Below are 25,187 nucleotides of genomic sequence, written 5' to 3' on the forward strand. Positions count from 1 at the left end.
AGTATTAAATTCAGTTTTATAGCAATAAAACCAAATTTAACAAAACTATTAGAATAAGCAAACTATATTTTACGTTCTACTACATAATCAATCATAGTTGATAAAGAATTTTTATACTCTGAATCTGGAAAGTCTTTAAGAATCGCCAAGGCTTTCGATTTGTAACTGTTCATTTTATCGATTGTGTAATCGATACCACCATTTGCTTTTACAAATGCAATTACTTCTTTTACTCTTTTTTTATTTTTATTATGCTTTTTAATAGAGTTGATTAACCATGCTTTCTCTTTTTTAGAGCAATTATTTAAAGTATAAATTAATGGCAAAGTCATTTTTTGTTCTTTAATGTCTATTCCGGTAGGTTTTCCGATTTTAGCATCAGAATAATCAAATAAATCATCCTTAATTTGAAAGGCGATTCCGATGTATTCTCCAAACTTTCGCATTTTACGCACACAATCTTGGTTTACACCTACAGATGCTGCACCAATACCACAACAAGCTGCAATTAAAGTTGCTGTTTTTTTCGAATAATATCAAAATAAACTGCCTCTGTAATGTCTAATTTTCTAGCTTTTTCAATTTGAAGTAGTTCTCCTTCACTCATTTCTCTTACAGCAATAGATATCAACTTTAGTAAATCGAAGTCTTCATTATCAATAGAAAGCAATAAACCTTTAGACAATAAAAAATCGCCTACTAAAACTGCAATTTTATTCTTCCATAAGGCATTTATAGAGAAAAAATCTCTTCTTCTATTACTATCATCTACCACATCATCATGCACCAATGTTGCTGTATGAATTAATTCTACAACAGATGCGCCTCTATAAGTTCTTTCATCAAAACCACCATCAGAAACCATTTTAGCAACTAAAAAAACAAACATTGGTCGCATTTGTTTTCCTTTTCTACGAACAATATAGTAGGTAATTCTGTTTAATAACGGAACTTTAGACAACATAGAATCTTTGAACTTTTCTTCAAAAAGTTCCATTTCTTTTATGATTGGTTGTTTAATTTGTTCCACTAAATTCATAGGTCGAAAATTGTTTTTTTACTATTTAAGATTTATTTGCTAATTGACCACAAGCCGCATCAATATCCTTACCTCTACTTCTTCTTACATTTATTGTAATATCGTGCATTTCTAAATTAGAAATATAATTATTTATTGCTGATGAACTTGCTTGTTGAAACTCACCATCGTCTATTGGATTGTACTCTATTAAATTAACTTTACACGGTACATATTTGCAAAAATCTACCAAAGCTTTGATGTCTTCTTTTCTATCATTTATGCCATCCCAAACAACATACTCATAAGTAATTGCTCTTTTGGTTTTCTCGTACCAATATTCTAAAGATTCTTTTAAGTCTTTTAAAGGAAAATTTGTATTAAAAGGCATTATTGATGTTCTAACCTCATCTATTGCTGAGTGTAATGAAACTGCTAAATTAAATTTAACTTCTTCATCTGCCATTTTACGAATCATTTTTGGTACACCCGATGTAGAAACTGTAATTCTTTTTGATGACATTCCTAACCCTTCCGGAGACGTTATCATCTCTATAGATTTTAATACGTTTTTATAGTTCATTAATGGTTCTCCCATTCCCATAAAAACAATATTTGTTAGTTTTTTGTTATGATACAATCTGCTTTGTTTATCGATAACAACTACTTGGTCGTAAATTTCATCAGGATTTAAATTACGCATTCTTTTTAATCTTGCAGTAGCACAAAACTTACAGTCTAAGCTACAACCAACTTGACTAGAAACACAAGCTGTAGTTCTTTTTTCTGTAGGAATTAAAACAGATTCTACAACCAAACCATCGTGTAATTTAATTCCGTTTTTTATGGTACCGTCTTTACTTTTTTGCATAGAATCTACCTTAATGTGGTTAATCACAAAGTTTTCTTCTAACATTTCTCCGGTAGCTTTAGAGATATTTGTCATATCTTCAAAAGTATGTAAAGACTTGCTCCATAACCATTCGTAAACTTGGTTACCACGAAATGCTTTATCATTATTTGCCACAAAAAAATCTCTTAATTGTTCTTTTGTTAAGGCTCTTATGTCTTTCTTTTTATTCAAAATAGAAGGATTAAAAATTAAATGATTTCAAAATAAATTCTGTTGCAAAAATATGCATAAAAAAACTGACACTTTAAAAAAGTGTCAGTTTTAATATATTGTATTTCTAAATATTAAAAATATTATAGAATTAACATTGCATCTCCGTAAGTAGAGAATTTGTATCCTTCTTTAATTGCTTCTTTGTAAGCTTCCATTACAAAATCATAACCTCCAAAAGCGGCGGCTTGCATTAACAAAGTAGATTTTGGTGGATGAAAATTAGTAATCATTGCATTAGCAATACTAAAATCGTGAGGTGGAAAAATAAATTTGTTTGTCCAACCTTCAAAAGCATTTAATTCTTGCTTAGAAGATACAGAAGATTCTACTGTTCTCATAACAGTTGTACCAACTGCACAAACTCTTCTTTTGTCTTTCTTAGCTTTATTAATCATGTTTGCAGAAGCTTCGGAATGATAATTTGCTCAGAATCCATTTTATGCTTCGACAAATCTTCTACCTCTACTGGGCTAAATGTACCTAAACCAACGTGTAAAGTCATTTCTGCAAAATCAACTCCTTTTATTTCTAAACGTTTTAATAAATGTTTAGAAAAGTGTAAACCTGCAGTTGGTGCAGCAACAGCTCCTTCATTTTTGGCAAAAATAGTTTGGTATCTTTCTTCGTCTGAAGGCTCTACTTCTCTATTAATTTCTTTAGGCAATGGTGTTTGTCCTAATTCTAATAATTTAGCTCTAAATTCTTCGTAAGAACCGTCAAATAAAAAACGTAAAGTTCTTCCTCTAGAAGTCGTATTATCTATCACCTCTGCTACTAAACTATCGTCTTCACCAAAAAATAATTTATTTCCTATTCTAATTTTTCTTGCAGGATCTACTAAAACATCCCACAATCTATTTTCTGCATTTAATTCTCTTAATAAGAAAACCTCTATTCTAGCACCTGTCTTTTCTTTGTTACCAAACATTCTAGCAGGAAAAACTTTGGTATTATTTAACATCATTACATCACCTTCGTCGAAGTAATTAATAACGTCTTTAAACTGTTTATGTTCAATAGTACCATCTGCTCTATTTAACACCATTAAACGAGATTCGTCTCTGTGCTCTGCAGGATAAACTGCCAATAATTCTTCCGGCAATTCAAATTCAAAATGCGATAATTTCATATATGTATTTCTTGTAAAAGATGCAAATATACGATATCGAGATAGGCGTTGTCAAGTGTTTGGCCTATTAATTTAAAGTTCTTCTACCTTAATACCAATTTGTTGCATGTCTTTCCAAAATTTTTGATACGATTTTGTAACAACTTCTGCATCTAAAATTTTAATAGGAACTTTTAACGCCAAAGGTGCAAAAGCCATTGCCATTCTATGATCGTTATAGGTTTTTATTGCTATATTTTCTTTGATTGAAGAACGTTCTTCTAAATGTAACGTTTCATTAGTCACAGAAATTGATGCACCTAAATTTGTTAATTCTTCTTTTAACGCCTCTAACCTATCGGTTTCTTTAATTTTAAGTGTATGTAAACCCGTTAAATTACACGCAATGTTTTCAGAAAAACAAGTTACTGCTATTGTTTGTGCAATATCTGGGGCGTTTTTTAAATCGATCTCTAAAACCTCTTTGCTGCTTACTTTTTCTTTTGATAATGTAATAGAATTATCAGAAAAACTAGTAGCTACACCAAAGTGCTTGTAAATTTCTGCTAAACAAGAATCTCCTTGTAAACTTTCTTGCTTGTAGGCAGACAATTTTATTGAAGACCCTATTTGCGATGAAGCTACAATCGAATAAAAATAACTTGCAGAAGACCAATCAGACTCTACAACAACAGTTTGTTTATCAACAGTTGTTTTGGGTAAAACTTTAATTAAATTACCTTCAAATGAAGTTTCTATTCCAATTTGATTTAGCAACGTTAAAGTCATTTTTATATAAGGTATCGAAGTGATTTTACCAACCAATTCAATTTCTAATCCTTTTTCTAATTTTGATGCTATTAATAGTAAAGATGAGATGTATTGACTAGATACATTACCATTAATTGCAACTTTATCTTTGATAATTCTTTTTCCTTTAACTCGTATTGGTGGGTATCCAACTTTATCTTCATAACTAATTTCTGCACCTAAATCTTTTAGAGCATTCACTAAAATCTCAATTGGTCTGTTTTGCATTCTTTCAGAACCTGTTAAAACAACTTCACTATTTTCTTTAACTGCAAAATAAGATGTTAAAAAACGCATTGCTGTACCTGCGTGACCAATGTCTACAATTTCTTTATCAGTAGAAAGTGCATGTTGCATGTGTACAGAATCATCAGAATCTGATAAATTATTTATCGTTATTTCAGGGAAAAGGTTTTGTAAAATAAGCAATCTATTAGATTCGCTTTTAGAACCAGAAATTGTGATTTCCTCATTTATTTTACTATTCTTTAAAACATTTAACAATATGTCCATTCTAAAAACTGATTTTAATTCTTATTTTTAAACCTTTAATTACAACTAACCAACATGAAAAAACACTTATTATTAGTCGTTTGCATGCTCTTGTGTGTAAATGTCAAAGTTAATGCACAAAAAAATGCTAACAAAGTTTCTAGCGAAAATTTTAATCCTATTACTTGGAGAAATATTGGTCCGTTTAGAGGTGGTCGAAGCGCTGCTGTAACAGGCGTACCTGGTAAGGCAAATCTATTTTACATGGGCGCAACCGGTGGTGGTGTCTCGGAAAACTAATGATGCAGGTAATACTTGGCAAAATATTTCCGACGGATTTTTTGGCGGTTCTGTAGGAGCTGTGGCTGTTTCTGAATCTGATAACAACGTTATCTACGTAGGTATGGGAGAAAAAACGGTTCGAGGAAATGTTTCTTCCGGTGATGGCGTTTGGAAATCTGAAAATGCTGGTAAAACTTGGACACATATTGGTTTAAAAAGTGCCGGACACATACCGCGAATGAGAGTTCATCCTAAAAATTCTAACATTGTTTTTGCTGGCGTTATGGGAGATTTATACAAACCAACGCAAGAAAGAGGTGTCTATAAATCTATAGACGGTGGTCAAAATTGGAAAAAAGTTTTATTTTCTAATGAAAATTCGGTGTAGTAGATTTAATTATAGACCCTAATAACCCAAGAATTTTATATGCAACTACATGGAATATCAGAAGAACTCCGTACAGTTTATCTTCCGGTGGAGATGGTTCTGCTTTATGGAAAAGTACCGATGAAGGAGAAACGTGGACAAACATTTCTACCAACAAAGGGCTTCCTGATGGAATATGGGGAATTAGCGGAGTGACTGTTTCGCCTGTAAATTCTGATATTGTTTACGCTTTAATAGAAAACAAAAAAGGTGGTGTGTACAAATCTACAGATGCGGGTAATACTTGGCGTTTAATTAATGCTGAAAGAAAGCTACGCCAAAGAGCATGGTATTACACACGTTTGTATGCAGACACGCAAGATGAAGACATTTTATATGTTTTAAATGTTCGTTATCATAAATCTACAGACGGAGGAAAAACTTATAAAACATATAATGCACCACACGGAGACCATCATGATTTATGGATTGCACCGGAAGATAACCAAAGAATGATTATTGGTGATGATGGTGGCGCACAAGTTTCTTTTGATGCTGGAGAAAACTGGAGTACAATGAACAACCAACCAACTTCTCAATTTTATAGAGTAACTACTGATAACCATTTTCCATATAGAATTTTGGCAGCACAACAAGATAATTCTACAATAAGAATTGCACATAGAACCGCAGGAAGATTTATTACAGATTCTGATTGGGAACCTACTGCAGGAGGAGAAAGTGCACACATTGCAGTAGATCCTTTAAATGATGATATTGTTTATGGTGGAAGTTACGGAGGTTTGCTAACTAGAAAAAATCATAAAACAGGTGAAACAAGAGCTGTTAATGTTTGGCCGGACGACCCAATGGGACATGGTGCTGAAGATTTTAAATATCGTTTTCAATGGAATTTTCCAATATTCTTTTCTCCAAATAATAAAAAGAGATTGTATGCAGCTTCTAATCATTTACATATTACCGAAAATGAAGGGCAATCTTGGAAATTAATTAGTCCGGATTTAACTCGAAACGACCCAAAAACTTTAGGGCCATCCGGAGGACCAATTACAAAAGATAATACGGGTGTAGAATACTATGGAACTATTTTTGCAGCTACAGAATCTTCTCTAGAACCTGGATTAATTTGGACAGGATCTGACGATGGCTTGGTACACGTTTCTAAAAACAACGGAGAAACATGGACAAACGTTACGCCTAAAAAAATGCCAGAATGGATGATGATTAATTGTATTGAAGTTAGTCCGTTTGACAAAGGAAGCGCATATATTGTTGGTACTAAATACAAATCTGGTGATTACAAACCTTATATTTATAAAACCGAGAATTATGGTAAATCTTGGAAATTAATCGTAAAAGGAATCGAAAATGAAAGTTTTACGAGAGCTTTAAGAGCAGACCCAAAACGTAAAGGCTTATTGTATGCAGGTACAGAAAAAGGAATGTACGTTTCTTTTGATGACGGTAAAAATTGGGAAACTTTTCAGAAAAACCTGCCAATTGTACCAATTACTGATTTAGCTATTAAAAACGATAATTTAATTGCAGCAACACAAGGTAGAGCTCTTTGGATTATTGATGATTTAACACCTCTACATCAACTTGAAAGAAATACAAACGCAAACGTAATTCTTTACAAACCAAAAGATGCTTATAACATGAGCGGTGGTAGAGGAAGAACTTCTAGAACTGCTGGCACTAATCATCCAGGTGGTGTTGCTGTTTCTTATTTTATAAAAGAAGAAAATAAAAAAGACACCATCTCGCTTTCATTTTTTGATGCAAATAATAACTTAATAAAAAAGTTTAGTACTAAACCAAATACAAAAGAAAAAGAAGCAAAATTATCTGTAAAAGATGGTAATAACATTTTCTATTGGGATATGATGTATACAGGTGCAGAATCTGTAAAAGGTATGATTCTTTGGTGGGCTTCTTTAAATGGCCCAATGGCCTTACCCGGTAAATACAAAGTTACATTAACCGTTAATAACCAAAACATAACTAAAGATTTTAATATTTTAAGAAACCCTTCTTCTGAAGTTTCTGAAGAAGAAATGAAGGCTCAATTCGATTTTATTAATGAAATTAATGCTAAAATGACAGAAATTCATAAAGCTTTAAAAAATGTTAAGAAAATTAGAACTCAGGTTGGTGCTTTAAAGAAATCTATTAAAGACAGAAAAAAACATAAAGAACTTTTAGACTTTGCAAACAAATTGGTAAAGGATATTACTAAAATTGAAGAAACTCTATATCAAACAAAATCTAAAAGCGGACAAGATCCATTAAACTTTCCTATTCGACTAAACAATAAATTAGCACATTTAAATTCGTTAACTAGAACCGGTAATTACGCACCTACACAACAAGCTATCGAATTTAAAAATGAAATTACTAAAGAAATTGATGCTGAATTATTAAAACTAAATGCTTTATTTACAAATGGCGTAAAAGAGCTAAATAGAAGAGTAAAAGAAAGCGATATAGATCTTATACAATTAGACTAACTCTTATAATAAAAATTAAAAAAAGCGACTTTATAGTCGCTTTTTTTATTATTCAAACTATTTTAATTTAATTTGCAATTCAAAATCCCTGTAAATGAAAAAAAGGTTACCCTATCTTTTATACTTTTTACCTTACTTGTTGTATCAAATCAAATTATCTTTCACTTTGACATCAAAAGGCAATCTTACGACGCCGAAATTATTAATAAAGCCGGTAAGCAAAGAATGTATAGTCAAAAATTGACAAAAGATGCTTTTTTTGCAAGTAATGCTAAGAATACAGATTCGTTTGAAGATAAAATGTTAGATTTTAGAGAAACGTATCAAGATTTTAAAATAGGAAATTACTACATCAATAATATCGTTTTAAAATTTTACAACAATCAAGATTTAAACGATCTGTACAAAGAAAACCAATCGTATTATAAAAATTTAGAAGACGCATCCTCTGCTATTTTAAACGACATTCATAATGACACGTTGTTCGTAAAATCTTTAAAAACAATTAGAGATAATGAGAACGGATTCTTAGTTTCTATGGATAAAATTGTAGAAGAATATCAAAAAATGTCTGAGGTAAAAGTTAATAAGCTACAACAAATGCAGTTATTATTTCATGCAGCTTCTTTTCTTTTATTACTATACGTTTTGTTTTTTATTATAATTCCTATTTTTGGTAGAGAAACTAAAAGTATCGTTTAAGACATTTTTTAAGTGTTACGTACATGCCGTAAAATACACTAATAAAAAACTTTAAACCCCAAAAGTTTTTCCATTTTCCTTGAGAAAAATTTGTTGCATTCACTTTAGCAAAATCACCTGAAAAAATAGCACTAGAACTATTAATTAATAAACTAATTATGGTTACTAAAACAAAGAAAGGAAGCGCCACTTTTAAAAAGTTAATCCAAAATATTTTAGTTTGTAATTTAGCTGCAACAATTTTAGCACCAGCTACAAAATTCCTAAAAAAACTCATTTTATTTTAATTTGTCGTTGTTATGATGTCTGTCGTGATCTCTTTTGGTTTTAATATCTAACTTTTTTTCAAAAGCATCTTGTAAGTTTATTCCGGTTTGATTTGCCAAACACAAAACTACAAACATTACATCTGCTAACTCTTCACCTAAATCTTTATTTTTATCAGACTCTTTTTCGCTTTGCTCTCCATATCTTCTAGCAATAATTCGTGCGACTTCACCAACCTCTTCTGTTAACTGTGCCATATTTGTAAGTTCATTAAAATAACGAACTCCATGATTTTTAATCCAATCGTCTACTTGTTTTTGTGCGTTTTCTATATTCATTTCTACTTATAATTTTTAATGAATTATTTAATTTTTAATTTATTTCCATTTAATTCCGCAACCAACACTTGGTTTTTGGTTTTCTAAAACGGGCTTATTATCTAATAAATTATGTATTGCTGCTCTAATATCTTTACCCGTTAATGGTTCGCCATTTCCTGGTCTAGAATCGTCTAGTTGCCCATGATAAACTGCTTTTAAATCTTTATCAAAAACATAAAAATCTGGCGTACAAGCGGCATCATATGCCTTGGCTACTTCTTGTGTTTCATCAAATAAATAAGGAAATGGGTATTTTAAATCCTCTGCAACTTCTTTCATAAACTTTGGTGCATCTTGCGGATAATTTATTATTTCGTTAGAACTAATCGCAATAAAACGAATTCCTTTTTCTTGAAATTCATTGGCCATTTTTATCAATTTCAGGTTTACATGAATTACAAACGGACAATGATTACAAATAAACATAATTACCGTACCAACAGATCCTTTTGCACTTGATAAGCTCACAAAAGAATTATCTACAGTATTGATTAAGTTAAAATCTGGGGCTATTTTTCCTATTAAAAACTCGTTAGATTCTGCTCTTGCCATTTTATAATTTTTTATGATTTTTTTGATAAACATTTACTCTTCTTCTGCCAATGCTTTCGCACAGATAAAGCCACCTGTCCAAGCATTCTGAAAATTAAAACCTCCTGTTACTGCATCAATATTTAAAACTTCGCCTACAAAAAACAAATTTTTATGCTTTTTACTTTCAAAACGTTTAAAATTAATTTCTTTTAAATCGATTCCGCCAGCAGTTACAAATTCATCTTTAAACGTAGTTCTGCCATTTGCATTGTAAATACCATTTGTTAACTCTTTAGCCAACTTTTCTAATTGTGCGTTGCTTAAATCTGCCCAATTTTGAGTTTTAGATATCGATGCAAACAATACAAAACGCTCCCATAATCTTTTAGATATCTCTGTAAAAGGTGATTTTAAAATAACTGTTTTTCTAGGTTCCTTCTTTTTTAAATTTAAAAGCACATTTAAAACTTTATCGGTTGGTCTAGACAACCAATTTACAGCAACATTGTATTGGTAATTTTTGTCTGCTAAAAGTCTTGCGCCAAAAGCAGATAATTTTAAAACTGCAGGACCGCTTAAACCCCAATGCGTTATTAATAATGGGCCGAAGCTTCTAATTTAGAATCTATAATGTTTACAGTTGCATTTGGCACAGAAGTCCCTAATAAATCGACCAATCTTTTATCGTTTATATTGAATGTAAATAAAGATGGAACTGGCTCTACCACTGCATGATCTAAGGTTTTGCATAAATCCCACACTTTTTTAGAACTTCCTGCTGCAACCACTAATTGATCTGCTTTAAAAACTTGTTCTTTAGTGTTTACAATCCATTTGTTATTTTCTTTAGAAACTGAATTTACTCCCGAATTTGTCAACACTTTAATTCCTAAGTTACTCACAGACTTTTGAAAACAATCTATAATTGCCTGACTTGTATTTGCTTCTGGAAAAACACGATTATCATTTTCAATTTTTAAAGGAACACCTCTATCATCAAACCACTCAAAGGTATCACCTGTCATAAACTGATGAAAAGGACCTAACAATTCTTTTTCTCCTCTCGGATAAAATTTAACAAGTTCTTTAGGTTCAAAACAAGCATGTGTAACATTACATCTTCCGCCACCGGAAATCTTAACTTTTTGTAAGACATCTTTTCCTTTTTCAAGAATAGTAATATCTAAATCAGGATTATTTTCTTTTGCATTTATTGCTGTAAAATATCCTGCTGCACCACCACCTATTATTACTATTTTTTTCATTTTATATTTGTTATAAATTCAAAAATCTATGTGATTAAACTTGAATTACGTATTTAATTAATCTAAATGATTCTATGACAAAATCATTTCTGAATATGAAAGAATTGTTTTGTAACCTTTGTTTTTAAAATAAGCCGGTGTTTTTTCGTTTCCTGTAACTAATACAAAATCTCCGCCCCAAGCTCCCAAACTTTTAATAGCACCAAAATAATCTGGAAATAATTTTTCTTTAACCGGTGTAAGTTTGATAATACTACTAATAATATTTTCGTGTTCTACTATTAAATTTTCGAAAGTTTGTAGATTTTTAGATTGAACAAACTCTTCAGAAATTTGAGAAATCCTTTTAATTTCTTTATCAAAATTTAAATTACTTTCTCTAAACTTTGCAATACCTTCTTTAGAATCTTGCTTCTGATTTAAATGCACAAAAAACAAATTTTCTTTAAATTTTGGATTGAATTCTATTTGCTCTACAACTGGTTTTTCTGCTTTAATTTTATAATAAATTGGCGTATTATTTTGAGCACAAGCAATATCATAACCACTCCCTTTAAAAGAATTCCATAGCAAATCAAAAGCATTTACATTTGCCCAACTTGCAATAGAATTAATTAAAGTAGACGATGTGCCTAAACCCCAATTTCTAGGAAAAGTAAGCATTGTTTTTACAACAAAACCGTGTTCGACTTCTAAAAAATTTTGATTTAATTTCTTTGCTTCTCTTAAAATATCTAATAATGTTTCAGCAATAATATCTCCGCCACCCTCTTTTTCTGAATTAAATGTGCAATTAACCAATCGCATTTTTTTCAAATCAAAAACTGCTTCAAACCAGCATTCTCCTTTATCTGTAAAACTTCCCCAAATTAATTGCGCTTCTCTTATTTGATCGACAATTAAATCTTGCCCAAACTTAGTAGGTAACGCTAAAGATTTTGCGCCATCTAAGACTAAATATTCACCTGTTAATAACAGTTTTCCGTTTGAGTAATAATTCATTAAACTAAATTAAATTGTTTAAAATGATGTGTAAAATGTTTTACATGAAACTTGCACCAATATTGGTAATCTAACTCTCCGAAAAATGGATGATTCTCTGTTGCATTTGTTTTAAAATGAGTTTCAAAACTCTCTATTTGCAATATCAAATCTTCAATAGAATCTTTTAAGGTAGAAAACTTTGCAGGAACTGGTTCTTCTGATAGCATCGAGGCTTTAAAACCAACTTGTAATTCGTTATCTGTGTCTAAAAAGCTTTTCTTCTAGATGATTTTTCTTCTTCAACAAAAAAATCTGCATCTATTTTGCCGTTAGAAACCTTTAATAACAAAGCCAAATGTTCTACCATTTGTTGTCCATTCATTTTACCAAAAACGGCAGGAGTTTCTATTTCTAGGCTGTTAAGTAAACCTCTTAAACTAGATTCATTTTTAAAATCTACCCAATTAATAGATTTTTTTTATTTCTTCGAATTTAGATACAACCGCAGCATGCGAAACTGTTTTTCCTTCGAAATAATTTGCAATAATCTCTTTTTCTTCTGCATTAGCACCTAATTGATTTAATATATTTTGTAAATGCATTTTCATGTGACCGTGCTGAATTCCTTTTGTTGTAAGTGCTCTTAAAGCAGCGAAATTCTGAGCCAAACCAGCAGTTGCTATAATTTGCATTAATTCTTTTGCAGACGGTTTTTGCAACATCTCTAAAGATAATTTTGCTAACGGATGTAGTGCCGTTAAACCACCAACCGTACCTAATGCTAAAGGTAAATCTATCCAAAATCTAAAAATTCCGTTGTCTATCGTACAATGAGATAAACTTGTATATTTTCCGTCTTTTGCAGCATACGCATGCACACCAGCTTCTACAGCTCTAAAATCGTTACCAGTAGCAATTACAACCGCATCAACTCCGTTCATAATTCCTTTATTATGCGTTACAGCTCTGTACGGTTCTACTTCGGCAATTTTTACTGCTTGGTAAAATTTCTCTGCAAATTTCTGTGGATTTTCTACACCCAAATCTTCAATCTTACAACTTACCTCTGCTCTAACTAAACATTCGGAACGTAATTAGATAAAATACTCATTACAATTTCAATTTCATCATTTCTAAACTTAGCAGCAATAGCTTCTAAACAAGAATTAATAAAATTAGCGCCCATCGAATCTTTGGTTTCGAAAGTAATATGTAATTGATAGTAATTTTCTAAATGATCTGTTTTATCTATTAACTGTATGTCTAAAATTCCGCCACCACGTTTTTCCATATTTTTAGTTATGGATGCAGTTGCCGCATACAATTCGGTTTTATTTTTATTAAAATAAGAAATTAAATCTTCTTTATTGCCAGCAAACATAAAATGTACTTGCCCAATTTTTGTAGTACCTAAAACGGTTGTTTTAAATCCGCCTTTTGTACTCCGAACTTAGCTACCAAAGAAGCTGCAGCTACAACAGAACTCTCTTCTGTTACCATTGGCACAACATAATCTTTATCGTTTATAAGAAAATTTGGCGCAACACCCATTGGCAAATAAAAGTTAGAAATGGTATTCTCTATAAAATCGTCGTGCAACTGTTGCAGTTGCGCATCAGAATTCCAATATTGTTTTATAATATCAACAACATTTAAATTATTATTAAAATAATTTTCTACAATCCAATTGATCTTTTCTTCTTTTGTTAATTTAGAAAAACCCTTTATTTTCTTACTCATTTTATATGCTATAAACTATCAGCAACAAATATAATTCAATCCGTTAAAACATTATGCAATATTCAAGTTTTCTCAATTTTTAAAACATTTTTTGCGGATTTTTACGTAAACTTGACAAACTTTTATTAAAACGATGTCTATAATGAAAAAAATCTTCATTTTAGCAACTATATCTCTACTTGTTAGTTGCAAAGAAAAAAACACAACATCAACTAATTACACAACAGGAAACAAAGAAATCACTTTAGAAGAAATCCGGAATGGCACTTTTTCGGCTAAAAGAATGAATGCTTTAAATTCTATGAATGGTGATTTTTATTCTTTACTAAATACTGATGATGAAGGAAGTACAACTGTAGACAAATACAGTTATAAAACTTTAGAAAAAGTAGAAACAATAGTAAATAGCGCCAGTTTAAAGGATTTAAAAAGTTTTGATTCTTATAATTTTAATGCAGAAGAATCTTCTGTTATTTTAGGTACAGATTTTAAAAAAATCTACAGACGTTCTTTTACAGGTACATTTTATTACTATAATATTAATTCTAAAAAATTAACTTTAATTGGTAAAGATATTCAAGAGCCTACTTTTTCTCCGGATAGTAAAAAAATTGCCTACGCAAAAAATAACAATATTTATATTTTAAATCTTACCAACGGAAATAAAGTAACGCAAGTAACCAAAGATGGTAAATTTAACAATGTAATTAACGGAATTACAGATTGGGTTTACGAAGAAGAATTTGGTTTTGTTAGAGCTTTCGAATGGAGTAAAAACAGTAAATATTTAGCTTTTTTACGTTTTAATGAAAGTGATGTTCCTACTTTTTCCATGGACATGGTTGGTACAGCAAATTACCCAAATCAGCAAGTATTTAAATACCCAAAAGCAGGTGAAAAAAATGCAGAAGTAACTTTACACATGTATACTCTTTCTTCTAAAAACACCAAAAAAATTGCTTTAGGTAATTATGAATACATCCCAAGAATAAAATGGTCTAATGATGCAAATGTATTGGTTGCAACAACTTTAAACCGTCATCAAAACAATTTAAAACTACATAAAGTAAATGCATTAAGAAGCAGTTCTAGTTTGTTATTAGACGAAACTGATAAAGCATATGTAGATATTACAGACAATCTTACTTTTTTGAATGATAACAGCTTTATTTGGACAAGTGAGAAAGACGGATTTAACCATATTTATCATTATGATTTCTCTCGGAAAATTAATCAATCAGATTACAAAAGGAGATTGGGAAGTAACAAATTATTACGGTTATAACGCATCTAAAAAAACAATCTATTATCAATCTGTAGAAAATGGTTCTACCAATAGAGGCGTTTACTCTATTGATTTAGATGGAAAAAATAAAAAACTTTTAAGTAATGAAGAAGGAACAAATTCTGCTTCATTTAGTAAAAACTTAAATTACTTTATCAATACTTTTTCTTCATCAGAAATTCCTCCAATTTATTCTTTATATACAGCAGAAGGAGAAATGCTAAAGGTTATCAAAGATAATTCAGAATTAAAAGAAGAATTATCTGAGTACAAAATGAGTCCGAAAGAATTTTCTACAATTTCTATTAATGGAAATGATTTAAATATGTGGATGATTAAGCCTGCAGATTTTGATGAAAATAAAAAATATCCTTTATTAATGTTTCAATATTCGGGTCCGGGGTCACAACAAGTTGCTAATAAATGGAATGCAAGTAACGATTATTGGCACAATATGTTAGCCCAAAAAGGGATGATTATTGTCTGCATAGATGGTAGAGGAACAGGTTTTAAAGGAAGTGATTTTAAAAAATCTACGTATTTAAATTTAGTTAAATACGAAACGGAAGATCAAATTGCTGCAGCAAAAAAATTGGCAAACCGCTCTTATATCGACGAAAATAATATCGGTATTTGGGGTTGGTCTTTTGGCGGACATATGAGTACAAATTCACTTTTAAAAGGAAGTGATATCTTTACAACTGCAATTGCGGTTGCACCTGTAACCTCTTGGAGATTTTATGACACTGTTTATACAGAACGTTTTTTAAGAACACCACAAGAAAATCCTGCTGGTTATGATGATAATTCGCCTGTTAATTATCCAGAAAAATTAAAAGGAAATTATTTACTGGTTCATGGTACAGGAGACGATAATGTACATGTGCAAAATAGTTACAGAATGATAAATTCTTTAATTGATGCCAATAAACAATTTGATATGTTTATTGTACCGAGATAGAACACACGGAATTTACAAAGGAAAAAATACGCGTTTAAATTTATATACAAAAATGACAAATTTTGTAGAAACGCATTTAATTAATAAATCAAATTCAACAACAAAAATTAAAGGATAATTATGTTAGACAAAGGAGTTAGTACAGCTACTGAAGACCCACAAATGTTTGGTCACCCAAAAGGGTTATTTTACTTATTTTTTGCAGAATTATGGGAACGTTTTAGTTTCTACGGAATGAGAGCGTTACTTACGCTTTACATGGTAAACGAAATCTTTAAAGCAATCGCAGAGAGAGATGCAGCTGCAGCTGTAGTTTATGCTTCTTACGGTTCTTTAGTATATGCATCAACAGTAATTGGTGGTCAAATTTCTGATAAAATATTAGGAATGCGAAGTTCTATTTTTTTAGGTGGAATTTTAATGACAATTGGTCACTTTGTATTAGCTGTAGAAAACGATATGGCGTTTTTCTTAGCACTTGCATTTATTGTTGTTGGTAACGGTTTTTTTAAACCAAACATTTCAACCTTTGTAGGTGCTCTTTATAAAGATGGAGATGTACGTAAAGATTCTGGTTTTACCATTTTCTACATGGGAATTAACATTGGAGGAATGGTTGCTCCTTTCTTATGCGCTTGGTTAGCTGTTGAATATGGCTATCATTATGGTTTTGGTTTAGCTGGAATTGGTATGTTAACTGGTTTAATTTTCTTTTGGAGCGGAATTAAAAAGAATGTTTTTGGAGACAAAGGTTTACCGCCAAATGAAGAAGTATATGAAAAGAAAGTTGCAGGTATACCTCAAAAAACTTTAATTCCAATTATTGCTTTTTTATCTGCACCAGCTATAGCTTGGTTATTAGCTTCATGGAAAGATAATTATGTAACTGGAATTTTCAAATTTATTGGTGTAGCAGTTTTAATCTATCTTGGTTATATTATTTTTAATTTAAAGACTAATGAAGCTAGAAAGAAATTAATAATGGCAGTATTAATTACTTTTTTTATGACTTTATTCCGGGGTTTTCATGAATTATCCGGAAGTGTAATTACACTTTTTGCATCAAGAAATGTTGATTTAGATGGTATAATGAGTGCAGGACAAACTAATGGTCTAAACTCTATGTTTATCATCATTTTAGCAATTCCTGTTTCTCTTTTATGGGGATATTTATCGAAAAGAAATTTAAACCCAAGAACACCCTATAAATTTGGTTTAGGATTATTATTTGCAGGTTTAAGTTTTTACATTTTATCTATAAGTGGTTTAAGTGCTAACGAAAATGGAATGGTTCCTTTTTATTATTTGTTTGCAATGTATTTTATAATTTCTGTAGGTGAGTTGTTTATGTCTCCTGTAGGTTTATCAAAAATTACAGATTTATCACCAAAAAACATTGTTTCTTTTATGATGGGAGTTTGGTTCTTGTCTTCAGCATTTGCATTTCAAATTGTAGGTTTTATTTCTGAAGAACTAGCCATAGAAAATGTTCCTGGTCAAGTTATTAATCCATTAGATACTCTAAGTGTATATACTGATGGTTTCCATTTAATTGCACTTTATGCATTAGGAGCAGGAGCAGTAGTTTTATTGTTTTCTCCGTTAATGAAAAAATTAATGGGTAACGTACATTAATAAAAAAATACTTTAAAAAACCTCATAAATTATGTTTATGAGGTTTTTTTATACCTAAAAGTTTATTTGTAAGTTTGGTATTATAATTGCGAATAATAAATCATGAGAAAATTAATCTTCATTTTAACGTTAACATTAGTATCATTGTCTTTGCACTCGCAAGACAAAATTAAATGGTTGTCTTTTGAAGAAGCAATTGCATTAAATGCAAAAACACCTAAACCAATTTTAATTGACGTGTATACAGATTGGTGTGGTTTCTGTAAAAAAATGGATATTGAAACCTACTCTAACAAGACTATTATCAAAATAATTAATGATAATTTTTACGCAATTAAGTTAAACGGAGAAGAGAAAAAAGACATAACCTACAATGGTCATACGTTTAAGTTTCAAAAAAGTGGCAGAAGAGGATTTCATCAACTACCAGCTACTATAATGAACGGAAAACTATCGTATCCATCAACCATATTTCTATCCGAAGATGAAGAATTACTTCAAAATATACCTGGTTATCAACAAAAAGAAATGTTTGAAAAAATATTAGTTTATTTTTCTGCGGATAAATACAAAACTACCAATTGGAAAGATTTCGATAAAGACTTTAAAAGTAGCTTGTAATTTTAATCAATTAAAATAAAAGCGCCTTTTTGACCTGTATAATGAAACGGAACGTTTAATTCTAAAGATACTTTTTCCCAAAACAACACGTCTTTTTTGTAATTTGAGCCATCAGCTATAACCAAACTTGGTTTTAGAATACTCAACATTCTTTCCAAATTTATTTTTGGCGAATCTTGTAAAATCACAATAGGGTTAATTATTTTCTCTAATTGGTACACTCCTAAACTATCAATTATTAAAATATCTTTTCCTTTAAAATTTACATAGTTTTTAAAATCAACTTTATTAATCTTCTCTATTTTTGCTGAAAGCATAAAAGGTTTAACAGCTTTAATATCATCTACAGAAGCAGAATCTATATTATGCTGAATATTTAGTTGTTTTCCAATTTTATTTCCAATAACAGAAAATCTACTCTTATGAAAAACCATAAAAGCGTTTTGTTCCTTTGCTTTTTTGTGCTCTAAAAAATAAATACCTTGACACAATACTATTGATACTAAAAAGATTACCAAGCGTTTTGAGTTCTTCTTCAATAAAAAGAAAACAGCCGAAAAAATGATAAAATACAAGACTAACATTGTTTTAAATGAAATAGCAATTTCTTGCAATAAGAACTGCTCTTGACGAGAAATAAAGCGAACAAAACTATTCATTAAAGAAATTATTATTCCGTAAAAATCAGCTAAAAACTGTGGTAAAATATTTAAAACGGATAATATTATTACAACGATTCCTGCAACGAGAATAATCCCTAAAAAAGGAATGATTACTATATTGGAAAGCATAAACAAACCCGGAAATTGTTGAAAGTAATATATACTTAAGGGTAAAATACCAACTTGGGCTGCAATTGAAACGGTTAGCAATTGCCATATTTTTTTATCTAAATAATATTTTGGAACATATAAAGAATCTAGTTTTGGTTGAACCCAAATTATTCCGAATACAGCTAGATAGCTCAACTGAAAACCAACATCAAATAAAAACATTGGCTTTACAAGCAATAAGAATAACATTGAGGTAATTAAAGAGAATTCTATTAGTGTTTTCTTTTGAAATGACTGCCCAATTGCTACAAAAGAAAACATAGTAACCGCCCTAACCACAGAAGCAGATAAACCTGCTATAAATGCAAACATCCATAAGAAAACAATAATACCTATTGCTTTGAGATATTTACCGTTTTTAAACCTGTCTATTGGCCTTAATATAAAAGTTAGAATTAATAGTAAAATACCAACATGTAAACCGTAAACTGCTAAAATATGTATTGCGCCTGCATTTTGATAATCTGTTAATAAACTTTTAGAGATATCTTGTCTTTGCCCTAATAAAAGCGCCTTAATTACAGCCAACTCATCATTACTAAAACTTCTTTTTCTAAAGACGTAATAATATTATTCCGAATTTTTTCTGCAAAACCAGCCACCGAAGTTTCTACTAAATTTGATATTTGGTATTGTTCTTTTTCTATAAATATTTGATGATAAATTCCTTGTTTTGCTAAATACGATTTATAATTAAATTGATACGGATTTAAAGGCGGAATTAACTCTTTAAAAATAGGTTTTACATACAACTGATCATCAATAGAAAACCTAAGATCTATAGTATCTTTTTGAACATTTAATAAAACCTCTCCTCTAGTTTTATGCTGATTTAAACCTATAATTTCAGCAATATATTTTTGATAATAGTTTCCTGGTTTTAAAACCTTTGTGATTTTTAAAAGAACTTGTTCTTCCTCTTTATTAAAATTACTGTAATGATTTTTATAATTTCTAGAATCGTTGAGAAACGTTACAGAAACACCTATAAAGAAATAGATTAAAAAAGAAGTTATTGTAGTTAACTGCTTTTTAATATTAAGAATGTTTAAAACAAGAAAAACACCAAATACAACAGATAATTTTAGAAAACCATATTGCCAAATTTCATAATAAAACTGCAAACAGATTCCTAAAATTAAAAACACCAAAAAGTGTAAAGGCACGTATTTAATTAACCTTTTCATAGCAACGTCAAGTTACTAAAAAAACTATAAGATTCTGTTTGTTTTAACATAGGCGTTTTTCCAATATTTTTGAGATAAATCAGAAACAATTACACCTCTAGATGTAGTAGCATGAATAAATTTAATTTTACCATTAGAAACAGCTACAATAAGTCCAACATGATTGATACCTCTTCCTTTTTTTGATGTTTTAAAAAATAGCAAATCTCCTTTTTTGGCATTTTTTAAGGCAATTTTTCTTCCTCTTTTTGCCATATCTCTAGAAATTCTAGGCAATTGTACATTTTCGTCTAAGTAAGAAACATAAACAATACCAGAGCAATCCATACCTTTGGCAGTTGTACCACCAAATCGATATTTAACCCCTTTGTATTTTAAAGCATTGGCAACAACTCTATCTACTTTAGAAATTGGCTTATTTACTGATTTCTTTGCTGAATTACTTACATTTTTAGTTGACGAACAAGACGTAATTACAAAAGATAATAACAGTAATACAACATACCAATTTCTCATCTTCAAATTTTTTATTTTAATGAATTTACAATTGCCGTAGCTACGTTTTTAGATGCTCCTTGGCCACCTAGTTTTTTCTCCAATTCAAAATAATTTAAAAACATTTGCTCTCTAGACGCTTCTTGTAAAATAAGATCTAATTCCTTTTTTAAATTCTTCTTATTAAAGTTTTCTTGAATTAATTCTGTTACCACTTCTTTATCCATAATCAAATTTACCAAAGAAATAAATTTCAAAGTAATTATTCTTTTGGCTATTTGGTAAGAAATATAACCACCTTTATAGCAAACAACTTGCGGAACTTTAAATAGTGCTGTTTCTAGAGTTGCTGTACCAGATGCAACCAATGCTGCATAAGAATTACTTAACAAATCGTAGGTTTTGTTATTGATAAACGCTACTTCTCTATCTTGTATTATTTGCTGGTAAAACGAAAAATCTTGACTTGGCGCACCTGCAATTACAAATTGATATTCAGAAAAATCTGACACCAAAGACAACATTACAGAAAGCATTTTTGTAATTTCTTGCTTTCTACTACCAGGTAATAAAGCAATAATTTTTTTATCAGATAAATTGTGTTCTTTACGAAAATCACTTTCCGAAACTCGCTCTCTATTTGCAATTGCATCTATTAAAGGATGCCCAACAAACGTAACTTCGTAATCGTATTTTTTGTAAAATTCTTTTTCGAACGGAAGTATTACAAATAACTGATCTACATCTCTTTTAATATCTTTAACTCTACTTGCTCTACTTGCCCAAACTTGCGGAGAAATATAATAATTAGTTTTAAAACCTTTTTCTTTTGCCCATTTAGCAACACGCAAGTTAAAACCAGAATTGTCAATAAAAACAATTACATCCGGATTAAATTTTTCAATATCTTTTTTGCAATCTTTTATAAATCCTAAAACTTTAGAAAGATTTTTTAGAACTTCAAAAAACCCATAAAAGCTCTTTCTTTATAGTGACTTACAAGAGTTCCGCCAACATTTTTCATTAAATCACCTCCCCAAAAACGAATATCTGCAGCAGTATCTTTTTTCAACAGTTCTTTCATTAGGTTAGAACCGTGTAAATCTCCGAAGCTTCACCAGCAATTATATAATATTTCATTTTAGAAAAACTTTAATAATAATGTTGTTAACGCAATAAGAATTGTTGCTAATAAAACACCTTTTGCCTTATGATCTTGTTTCTTTTTTATAAAAACAAAGAAGACAAATAAATTAGGTATTGCAGCTAAAGACAAAACTTTACCATATAACTTTCCTTCTTCAATCATTTTTAAGGTATCATCAAAACTAAATTTAGAAAAGTATTCTAAATACAAAAAAACACCACCAAAAGTGGCAAATAGTGCCACTAAAAATCCTATTAAAATATCTTTTTTTACAGTTCCCAAGAATTTAGTTTTTGAATCATATGATGCGCTGTCATATCAAATTGAACAGGAACTACAGAAACATATCCATTTTCTAACGCATAAACATCTGTGTCTTGCCCTTTATCTTTATTAACAAATTGCCCGTGAAAGCCAATAGTATTCTTTACCAAAAGGACTTTTACGCTTGTCGAAATCTTCTTTCCAATAACCACTAGCCTGTCTACAAACTTTTACTCCTTTTATTTCATCCTTTTTTAAATCAGGAATATTTACATTTAAAACCACACCTTCCGGTATTCCGTTTAAAAGTGCATTTAAAGTAATATTTTTTACAAATTCTTCTGATGGTTTAAAATCTGCATGCCATTTAAAATCTAACAAAGAAAAACCTATTGCCGGCACACCTTCTATTCCTGCTTCTATCGCTGCACTCATTGTACCAGAGTAAATTACATTTATAGAAGAGTTTGCGCCATGATTTATCCCGAAAACACACAAATCTGGTTTTCTATTTAAAATTTCGCTAATTGCCATTTTTACACAATCTGCAGGCGTACCGGAACAAGTATATTCTAATTGTGGTCCTTCATCTATAGTAATTGGGTTACAAGTTAAAACATTATCAACAGTAATTGCATGTCCCATTCCGCTTTGCGGGCTATCTCGGCGCAACCACAACTACATCACCAATTTTATTCATTATTTTTATCAATGCTCTAATACCAGGAGCAGTAATTCCGTCATCGTTTGTAACTAAAATTAAAGGCTTTTCTTGCATAATTGTAAAATTTAAATACAAATGTAATTTATTTATAGGAGTTTCTTTTTAACAATTTGTAAAGAATCTAAGCGTTTACATTTGGTTAAATTTGTAACTAATAAATTTTAGTGCTAAAAGTAAAAATTAACATTAGCGTTAGTAACTTTAAATATTTGGCATTATTTTAGTAGTTTAGTAGCAGCACAACAGTAATTATACAAAACATCACACGACAGAAGGTTTATGAAGAAAGCATTTAGAATTAAAATATCGTTTCTAGCATTTTTAATGCTATTTAGTAGCTTACAAGCAAATACTAAGTTTAGTGAACCGGACCTTGAAAAAGATAAAATCTTAGTATATGTTTTAAAAAACATTTTAACAAGAGGTCATTTTGTTGTAAAAGACATGAATGACAATTTTTCTGAGCAAATATTTAATAGTTTTATTGATGGTTTAGACCCAAATAAAAGATACTTTACTCAAAAAGACATTAAAAAATTCTCGAAATATAAATATGAAATTGACAATCAATTGTTAAAAGACGATGTTTCTTTTTACAACCTTGTTTACAGTAATTTTTTAGATAAGATTAAAAATGCTGAGTCTTATTACGCAGAATTACTAGAAAGTCCTTTCAACTTTAAAAAAGACGAAATTATAGATATCGATTATGATAACGTGCCTTTTGCTAAAAATGAAAACGAATTAATTGATTATTGGAGAAAACAATTAAAACTAAACGTTTTAAGTAGAATACAAGACAAATTAGATAAGCAAGAATCTCAAATAAAGAAAGATAAGAATTTTAAGAAAAAATCTTTTAAAACTTTAGAAAAAGAAGCAAGAGCAGAAGTTTCTAAAAACATGGATGAACTTTATTTAAGAATTGAAGAATTAGAACACGAAGACTGGTTTTCTACTTTTTTAAATAGTGTTGTGGGTGCATTCGATCCGCATACAACATACATGGCGCCAAGAATTAAAGAGCGTTTTGACCAAGATATGTCCGGTAAATTAGAAGGAATTGGTGCTAGATTACTAAAAAAAGGAATTTATACTGAAATTTTTGAATTAGTATCAGGTGGACCTGCTTGGAAACAAGGAGACTTAGAAGCGGGCGACATCATTTTAGAAGTTGCACAAGGTGATAAAGAACCGGTAGATATTGTTGGTATGCGATTAGACGATGCGATCAAATTTATAAAAGGTCCAAAAGGAACAGAAGTAAGGTTAACGGTAAAAAAGAAACTCGATGGTTCTACGAAAGTAATTTCGATTATTAGAGATGTTGTAGAATTAGAGGAAACATTTGTAAAATCTACAATTGTAGAAAAAGATGGAAAAAAATATGGTTTAATAGATTTACCTAGATTTTATATTGATTTTTCTGATGCAAATGCAAGAAACTCTGCAAAAGACATGGAAAAAGAAATTGAGCGTTTAAAAGGCGAAAATGTTTCTGGTTTGTTAATTGATTTAAGAAATAATGGTGGTGGATCTTTAAAAACAGCAATAGAAATTGCTGGTTTGTTTATAGAACAAGGACCTGTTGTGCAAGTAAAATATAGAGGACAAGACCCAATCGTTAAAAATGATGTTGATCCTAAAATGCAGTGGGATGGTTCTGTGGTTGTTTTGGTAAACGAACTTTCTGCTTCTGCATCAGAAATTTTTGCAGCAGCAATGCAAGATTATGGTAGAGCTGTAATTATTGGCGGAAACCAAACCTATGGTAAAGGAACCGTACAAAGTGTAATTCCTATCAATAATTTTTATCCGAAGTACGAAAAAGACTTAGGAGCTATTAAAATGACAATTCAGAAATTTTATAGAGTTAACGGTGGTTCTACTCAAATAGAAGGTGTTTATTCTGATATTGCAATGCCGGATAGATATAGTTACATGAAATTTGGTGAAAGAGATTTAGACGGCGCACTTGTTTGGGATAAAGTACCACAAGCAAAGTATACAAAAACAAATACTTACGAAAACTTTGCAGACGTTGTAAATAATAGTAAAAATAGAATTGCTTCTGATGCTAATTTTAAATTGATAAACGATTATGCAAAGTGGCTAAAAGAAAAGCAAGACGACACAACCTATTCTTTAAATTTAAAGCAATTTTCTAGAGAAAGTAAAGTAGTAGAAAATGCTTCTAAAAAATATGCAAACGTTTTTAAATACGAATCTAATCTTAGCTTTAAATCACCTAAATACGAATTACCTTTAATTAAAAAAGATAGTGTTTTAGCTAATAAAAGAAAAGCATGGCATAAAAACTTATCAAAAGATATATATGTTTCTGAGGCTTTAAATGTTTTAAAAGATTTAAAAGTTAAAACTTCTTCAGAAATTGTAAAAAACTAAACATCAATAATTAACCTTAAATA

At 30.2% G+C, this 25,187-nt stretch carries 15 protein-coding genes and 8 pseudogenes; 6 read left to right on the top strand and 17 right to left on the bottom strand.

Going from position 1 to position 25,187, the window contains the following annotated elements; all coding sequences use genetic code 11:
- Positions 1 to 62: 62 nt before the first annotated feature.
- From ACZ1HD_RS12995 to ACZ1HD_RS13010, 4 genes and pseudogenes are all read right to left on the bottom strand, one after another.
- Positions 63 to 1,039 (bottom strand): annotated as a pseudogene (locus tag ACZ1HD_RS12995) (polyprenyl synthetase family protein).
- A 25-nt stretch (positions 1,040 to 1,064) separates the two neighbouring features.
- Positions 1,065 to 2,102: a dual-specificity RNA methyltransferase RlmN gene (gene rlmN / locus ACZ1HD_RS13000; RefSeq protein WP_472687672.1), complete on the bottom strand. Its 1,038-nt coding sequence runs from the start codon at positions 2,100 to 2,102 to the stop codon at positions 1,065 to 1,067.
- A gap of 122 nt (positions 2,103 to 2,224) precedes the next feature.
- Positions 2,225 to 3,273 (bottom strand): annotated as a pseudogene (gene queA, locus ACZ1HD_RS13005) (tRNA preQ1(34) S-adenosylmethionine ribosyltransferase-isomerase QueA).
- 72 nt (positions 3,274 to 3,345) lie between these two features.
- Positions 3,346 to 4,575 carry a 3-phosphoshikimate 1-carboxyvinyltransferase gene (locus ACZ1HD_RS13010; protein ID WP_472687673.1) on the bottom strand — a complete coding sequence of 410 codons (1,230 nt, stop codon included), beginning with the start codon at positions 4,573 to 4,575 and terminating at the stop codon, positions 3,346 to 3,348.
- Positions 4,576 to 4,629: 54 nt separating this feature from the next.
- Between ACZ1HD_RS13010 and ACZ1HD_RS13015 the strand changes: the two are divergent.
- Positions 4,630 to 7,734: pseudogene (locus ACZ1HD_RS13015) on the top strand (VPS10 domain-containing protein).
- Between the two features lie 225 nt (positions 7,735 to 7,959).
- Positions 7,960 to 8,436 (top strand): hypothetical protein, encoded by a 477-nt coding sequence (locus tag ACZ1HD_RS13020; RefSeq protein WP_472687674.1) that lies wholly within the window; start codon positions 7,960 to 7,962, stop codon positions 8,434 to 8,436.
- On the opposite strand, the gene ACZ1HD_RS13025 is transcribed toward ACZ1HD_RS13020, so the two are convergent.
- The 7 genes and pseudogenes from ACZ1HD_RS13025 to ACZ1HD_RS13055 all read right to left on the bottom strand — a co-directional run bounded on the left by ACZ1HD_RS13025 (position 8,420) and on the right by ACZ1HD_RS13055 (position 13,606).
- Positions 8,420 to 8,713, bottom strand: coding sequence for a hypothetical protein (locus ACZ1HD_RS13025; RefSeq protein ID WP_472687675.1), 294 nt, complete (start codon positions 8,711 to 8,713; stop codon positions 8,420 to 8,422). The two genes, ACZ1HD_RS13020 and ACZ1HD_RS13025, sit on opposite strands and share 17 nt — an antisense overlap.
- Position 8,714: 1 nt before the next feature.
- Positions 8,715 to 9,041, bottom strand: a complete 327-nt coding sequence (locus ACZ1HD_RS13030; protein WP_077809974.1) for a nucleotide pyrophosphohydrolase — start codon at positions 9,039 to 9,041, stop codon at positions 8,715 to 8,717.
- 39 nt (positions 9,042 to 9,080) lie between these two features.
- Positions 9,081 to 9,635: a thioredoxin family protein gene (locus tag ACZ1HD_RS13035; RefSeq protein WP_472687676.1), complete on the bottom strand. Its 555-nt coding sequence runs from the start codon at positions 9,633 to 9,635 to the stop codon at positions 9,081 to 9,083.
- Positions 9,636 to 9,668: 33 nt separating this feature from the next.
- Positions 9,669 to 10,882, bottom strand: a pseudogene (locus tag ACZ1HD_RS13040) (BaiN/RdsA family NAD(P)/FAD-dependent oxidoreductase).
- A 72-nt stretch (positions 10,883 to 10,954) separates the two neighbouring features.
- Positions 10,955 to 11,884 carry a GYDIA family GHMP kinase gene (locus ACZ1HD_RS13045; protein ID WP_472687677.1) on the bottom strand — a complete coding sequence of 310 codons (930 nt, stop codon included), beginning with the start codon at positions 11,882 to 11,884 and terminating at the stop codon, positions 10,955 to 10,957.
- Entirely contained in the window at positions 11,884 to 12,093 is a 210-nt protein-coding gene (locus ACZ1HD_RS13050) for a DUF1569 domain-containing protein (RefSeq protein WP_377501037.1), read from the bottom strand. Before ACZ1HD_RS13050 ends, ACZ1HD_RS13045 begins: the two co-directional genes overlap by 1 nt.
- A 237-nt stretch (positions 12,094 to 12,330) precedes the next feature.
- Positions 12,331 to 13,606, bottom strand: a pseudogene (locus ACZ1HD_RS13055) (hydroxymethylglutaryl-CoA reductase, degradative).
- A 142-nt stretch (positions 13,607 to 13,748) separates the two neighbouring features.
- Here ACZ1HD_RS13055 and ACZ1HD_RS13060 point away from each other — a divergent pair.
- The 3 genes and pseudogenes from ACZ1HD_RS13060 (at position 13,749) to ACZ1HD_RS13070 (ending at position 18,108) form a co-directional block, all read left to right on the top strand.
- Positions 13,749 to 15,970 (top strand): annotated as a pseudogene (locus ACZ1HD_RS13060) (S9 family peptidase).
- Positions 15,971 to 15,972: 2 nt separating this feature from the next.
- Positions 15,973 to 17,487: a peptide MFS transporter gene (locus ACZ1HD_RS13065; protein WP_472687678.1), complete on the top strand. Its 1,515-nt coding sequence runs from the start codon at positions 15,973 to 15,975 to the stop codon at positions 17,485 to 17,487.
- Between the two features lie 102 nt (positions 17,488 to 17,589).
- A complete protein-coding gene (locus ACZ1HD_RS13070; RefSeq protein ID WP_077809981.1) occupies positions 17,590 to 18,108 on the top strand; it encodes a thioredoxin family protein in 519 nt (172 codons plus the stop codon).
- 2 nt (positions 18,109 to 18,110) lie between these two features.
- Here ACZ1HD_RS13070 and ACZ1HD_RS13075 read toward each other — a convergent pair whose 3' ends face one another.
- The 6 genes and pseudogenes from ACZ1HD_RS13075 to surE form a co-directional block, all read right to left on the bottom strand.
- Positions 18,111 to 19,469, bottom strand: coding sequence for a ComEC/Rec2 family competence protein (locus tag ACZ1HD_RS13075; RefSeq protein WP_472687679.1), 1,359 nt, complete (start codon positions 19,467 to 19,469; stop codon positions 18,111 to 18,113).
- A complete protein-coding gene (locus ACZ1HD_RS13080; protein ID WP_472687680.1) occupies positions 19,460 to 20,128 on the bottom strand; it encodes a ComEC/Rec2 family competence protein in 669 nt (222 codons plus the stop codon). Before ACZ1HD_RS13080 ends, ACZ1HD_RS13075 begins: the two co-directional genes overlap by 10 nt.
- 24 nt (positions 20,129 to 20,152) lie before the next feature.
- Complete coding sequence (locus ACZ1HD_RS13085) at positions 20,153 to 20,644, bottom strand: C40 family peptidase (protein ID WP_472687681.1); 492 nt, start codon at positions 20,642 to 20,644, stop codon at positions 20,153 to 20,155.
- A gap of 11 nt (positions 20,645 to 20,655) precedes the next feature.
- Positions 20,656 to 21,763 (bottom strand): annotated as a pseudogene (lpxB, locus tag ACZ1HD_RS13090) (lipid-A-disaccharide synthase).
- A 1-nt stretch (position 21,764) separates the two neighbouring features.
- A complete protein-coding gene (locus ACZ1HD_RS13095; RefSeq protein ID WP_079737186.1) occupies positions 21,765 to 22,052 on the bottom strand; it encodes a hypothetical protein in 288 nt (95 codons plus the stop codon).
- Positions 22,040 to 22,812 (bottom strand): annotated as a pseudogene (gene surE / locus ACZ1HD_RS13100) (5'/3'-nucleotidase SurE). The gene ACZ1HD_RS13095 and the pseudogene surE overlap by 13 nt, the downstream one beginning before the upstream one ends.
- 225 nt (positions 22,813 to 23,037) lie before the next feature.
- Between surE and ACZ1HD_RS13105 the strand changes: the two are divergent.
- A complete protein-coding gene (locus ACZ1HD_RS13105) occupies positions 23,038 to 25,164 on the top strand; it encodes a carboxy terminal-processing peptidase (RefSeq protein ID WP_472687682.1) in 2,127 nt (708 codons plus the stop codon).
- The last annotated feature ends 23 nt before the right edge of the window (positions 25,165 to 25,187 follow it).

Source organism: Polaribacter sp. HA6-7, from assembly GCF_055693625.1.